The organism is Shinella granuli (assembly GCF_004341885.1).
In the GTDB taxonomy this organism is placed as follows: domain Bacteria; phylum Pseudomonadota; class Alphaproteobacteria; order Rhizobiales; family Rhizobiaceae; genus Shinella; species Shinella granuli.
In genome coordinates this window covers 1-3,953 of the sequence record NZ_SLVX01000071.1, presented here as the reverse complement: position 1 = coordinate 3,953, position 3,953 = coordinate 1, and the positions used below count along the sequence as shown (strand labels likewise).

The window sequence follows — 3,953 nt, the reverse complement described above, 5'->3', positions numbered from 1 at the left end:
CGACCCGATACGACAAGACACGAAAATCCTTCTCGGCATTCCTCGCCCTGGCAGCCGCAAAGATATGGCTGCCATACTTTGTCAACAGGACCTAGATCCTGCCTAGCGGTAGGATGCAATGCCTGCTCGCAGGAGTCGATAGGCGAAAGCAACTTCTATGATGCGTGGACCGAAACGAGAGGCCGCATTCGCAGCCTCCCGCCATCGATATTTGATTCAGAGGGAAACGCGCCCGCCGCCGGTGGACGGCTTGACCATCCACGGCTGGACGGCGGGTTCCTTCACGAGAAGGCCCTTTTTCTTTCCGTAAGACCGGATTGCATCACGAGCCACGCGAAGCGGTTTATGTCCGTCGTGTGCCATGTAGCAGGTCTTCAGGGTTGCATCGTGGATCAGATCGCGGTCCCGCTCGGGGAATTCCTCAAGGAAGTCGATCGCGTCTTCCACGCACGTGATTTCCCTCACCAGATCCTTCCGCTCTTCCAGATAGACCGGACGATCAAACATCTTGGAGATCATTTCTACCTCACTGAAAACGTTGGTGATCAACAAGGAAAGCGCCGCATTGCAGCGCCGTGGCTGAGTGTATTGATTCTGAAATCGGTCTTCAAGGCCTTCGAACCAGAGCGCGCTATACGCTCGTGAGCGACGACGATGGCGTAGAGCTGTCCGGCCCATCCGCAGCCGGAAAACAGGATCTACAGTAAATGCCCGGTCCACCAGCCCTTGTTGCTGGAAAATCTGATCAGGACCATTATTGCCGTTGCAATGATCCCGCCCACAAACAGAGGCGTAGCATAGCGCACCTAGATTGGAGCATCCGGGCCGGAGATGGGAACCTGCGGCTTCAGGATGAAAAGGGCGATCATGGTGAGAATGTCGACAATAATCGACACGAGAGGCCACGGCGGCAACGCGTACTCGGTGCCTGGAATAAAGATTCTCCAAAGGCATCGCAGGATTAGGTAGCTTGCGATAACCGCGAGAGCGATTGGTGCCTTTGTCGGGGTTGGGCGATCCATTGGTCCGCTGCCTCTTTTAGGATACTGTGTATCGCAGTATGGCGCCGTCAACGCCACTCCCTCAAGCGGAATGTCATGCGGCTGCTTTTCGGCTTCTCATCATAGCGACCGTCGGTGACGGCGTCATAGAGCCTGTCCCTGATGACACAATCGCAGATTCGCTCGAGGAAGAGCTCGGGCGTGATCCCCAGCTTGCCGGCCTGCTTCTCGAGGAGCTTTTCGACGTACGGAGTAACCCCGACGATCCGGCCACGCTTTGCCTTCGGCAGCCTCCAGCGGCGGTTGACGAGGGCGCCGATCGTTTGGGGCACAGTTCCGTCGTTCAGGATCTCGCTGATCTGAACGTAATTCTTGCCGGAGGCGTAGAGGAAGCCAGCATAGACGGATTTCGCATTGGTCCAGCTCTCTTTCCACTACGTGGGAGCCCTGAACCGTTCGGTTTGGTGCCGCTTCAAAGAGCGATTTTGGGGGGCGTTTTACCGGTTCCCTTGCCATCTTCTCGCTCCTCATCGTGTCGCCGTTGCCGCCGGCGCGCCGGGGCCTTGAACGGATGACGTGGACGCCGAGGTCCCGCCTCGGCTATCGACCCCGGCCCCGTTCTGTGGCTGCGTCAGGTTCAACGTGGTCTCGAAGCCGCACTTCTTGGTCAAGGAGTGCTCGACGGATGCGATCCGGTAGGAGCCCTCGATCCCCGGGCGACCCCGCCGAGATTGCAGAGTGCTTCCGGTTCCGCATACACGGATCCCAGGATGGTGACGGATCCGCCGCCCTTCTCCCGATCGCTGACCTTGCCGTGGGCTTCCGCCCGCTTCCTGGCCCGGTCCTCGTCGGCGGCGGTGATCACCGTTCGCAACGCGGAGTCGACGTCATCGATCCCCGTCGGGGCCTCGACCTTGACGCGTTTCCCCTTGGCGACATCGAAATAGGAGATCTCGACGTTCTTGGACTTGGGGCGCGAGATGATCGGGGCCACGCTGCTGGATTTCAGGTTGTCACCGTAGACGGCGTCGATAGGGGTCATCCATGACTTCAAGCATGGCATCAGCGCGATCTCCAACCATTCCGTTCCGCTCCTGTCGATGAAGGAGCTTATCTCGCAGCCTCAATCACAAAAGGAAAGGTGGGATGTTCGTCGCGCTCACGTTTGATGAGCTTGAGCTTTGTGATCTGGCCTTCCGTCTGGCCGTTCGACCACTGGGAGGTTATGGCATTCTGGATTGCGGCTCGGTCTCGGATAACGCCATTCGCGAATGATGCGACCAGGCTTTTCGTCGCGCGTTCGATCCAGGCCTCCAGATCAACGGAGGATTTGCTCTCATGGAAGCTCTCGACGACATCCCTGGCCTCGGCATCCCGGCGCGCGGCGTGGATGGCGCTCACCAGATCCGCCGCCGCAAGCGGCGCCGGGCGACCGGACTGCAGCGCGTCGTCGGCCTGATCGACGGCCGCGGCCAGCCGATCGTCCCAGACAAGCCCCAAGAGATCGGCGAGTTCACCAACGACTTTCGAGGAAAAGGCAGGTTTTCGAGTGGAAAGCCTTTTGGTGGCCAAAAACACCCTTCCGGCGGGGCCCGGATCGCCACCAGCGGCCGTCAGCAGAACGGCATCACGCAACGCGGCCTCGTCCTCGTTTCGCCCCATCAGCCGAACCGAGACGGCGGCGCATTTCAGGGCTTGGCGCGCGCGCCAACAGCCGACCCAGATAGGCGCAGGGCGGACAAAATCGTCCAGTGATTTCAAGACGATGCCGGCAGCGAAGGCGGCGGCGATCTTATCCGGCTCGCGGCCACGCGGCAGGGTCCAGCCGGGCAGGGCGGCCGGGAGTACCGGCGAGGCGACAAGAGGGGTGACGGGCGAATCCATGGCCGCCATCCTATAATGGGTGCGCGGTTTATGCTACAGATTTCGACAGACACCGCACAGCTTGTCTTCCTTGAATAATGGCGGATAAGATTGCCTTATCGGTCGTTTTGTTCATTATAGGGAAATGGACCGATTCGACGACGAAAACGCCGACAATTACCCCCCGCAACCCTCCGCGGAGCCGCAGGACGCAGCGATAGCCGAAGGCAAGTCCGCCACCGCCGTTGCCGCATCCGTGCCTCCCCGCCTGCAGGATATCACGGATCATGCCTGCGGGTGGCCGCACCAGGGCGCATAAACCACTGCGCGAAATCCTGCGGGAAAGCGGTGTCGCCCTCGCATCCCAGCCGATCGCCCTCCGAGCCTCCTGCCAGTCGATCGGCACGGCCGGCACATTCCAGACCGTCACGAAGACCGCCCGAAAGCGATCGTGGAGATGGAAATGCCGCCCGGCGAACTGCTCGCCCTCTATGGATCGATGACGAAGGAGGCGTAATTATGAACGACGGACCGGGCCGCAAGAACCTCGCCCTCGGGCTGATTTCGACAGGCCGCGACCGACCATCGGTGCGGAGAAAATCAGTCTCCTCCCCTCCCCTGGCGAACACCGGCGATGACGACACTGCTCCTTCCAAGCCGACCGCCGGCCGAACCCGGTTCCAAGACCTGGTTGCCAAGGGCACCAACTCGCCCGCACGAGCAAGCAGAGGCGCGAGGCTAAAGCCGAATGCCGCCTCGATCTCCCCTCCCCTGCCCCGATGCGCATAGCGCTTGCCGTTGGGGCTGTCGCGGCGTTCGATCAATCCCGCCTCGACAAGCGCGGCAAGGTGCCGGCGCAAGGTCGCGGCGGCTATGCCGCGCGCGAGGACACCTGCTTGTTCGACGGGACACTGCGAGCGGCCCGCGGTCATCGGACAGCTCAGCGCTCGGACAAAAGCTCGGCAGTGCCTGCAGCACCGTAATCGAACGGTCTGATCGTGTCCCAGGACGTGGTGTAGCTTAGACGACCACGGCTCATTCCCGAGGGCCGGATGAGTGTCAGCTTGCTGCTGGCAGGCTGATAAGCGG

Annotated in this window: 3 protein-coding genes and 4 pseudogenes; 1 reads left to right on the top strand and 6 read right to left on the bottom strand. The window is 61.0% G+C overall.

Features of this window, described 5'->3' with window-relative positions:
- Nucleotides 1–95: pseudogene (locus EV665_RS33395) on the top strand (IS5 family transposase); the annotation flags it as partial.
- 121 nt (nt 96–216) lie between these two features.
- Here EV665_RS33395 and EV665_RS31825 read toward each other — a convergent pair.
- From EV665_RS31825 to EV665_RS33010, 6 genes and pseudogenes are all read right to left on the bottom strand, one after another.
- Complete coding sequence (locus EV665_RS31825) at nt 217–519, bottom strand: DUF982 domain-containing protein (RefSeq protein ID WP_133037241.1); 303 nt, start codon at nt 517–519, stop codon at nt 217–219.
- 550 nt (nt 520–1,069) lie between these two features.
- Nucleotides 1,070–1,333: a hypothetical protein gene (locus EV665_RS31820; RefSeq protein ID WP_133037240.1), complete on the bottom strand. Its 264-nt coding sequence runs from the start codon at nt 1,331–1,333 to the stop codon at nt 1,070–1,072.
- 335 nt (nt 1,334–1,668) lie between these two features.
- Nucleotides 1,669–2,043, bottom strand: coding sequence for a hypothetical protein (locus EV665_RS31815; protein WP_133037239.1), 375 nt, complete (start codon nt 2,041–2,043; stop codon nt 1,669–1,671).
- Nucleotides 2,044–2,111: 68 nt separating this feature from the next.
- Nucleotides 2,112–2,369 (bottom strand): annotated as a pseudogene (locus tag EV665_RS33020) (transposase); the annotation flags it as partial.
- 9 nt (nt 2,370–2,378) lie between these two features.
- A pseudogene (locus EV665_RS33015) lies at nt 2,379–2,885 on the bottom strand (DUF1403 family protein); the annotation flags it as partial.
- Nucleotides 2,886–3,550: 665 nt separating this feature from the next.
- Nucleotides 3,551–3,857 (bottom strand): annotated as a pseudogene (locus EV665_RS33010) (helix-turn-helix domain-containing protein); the annotation flags it as partial.
- Nucleotides 3,858–3,953 lie beyond the last annotated feature (96 nt).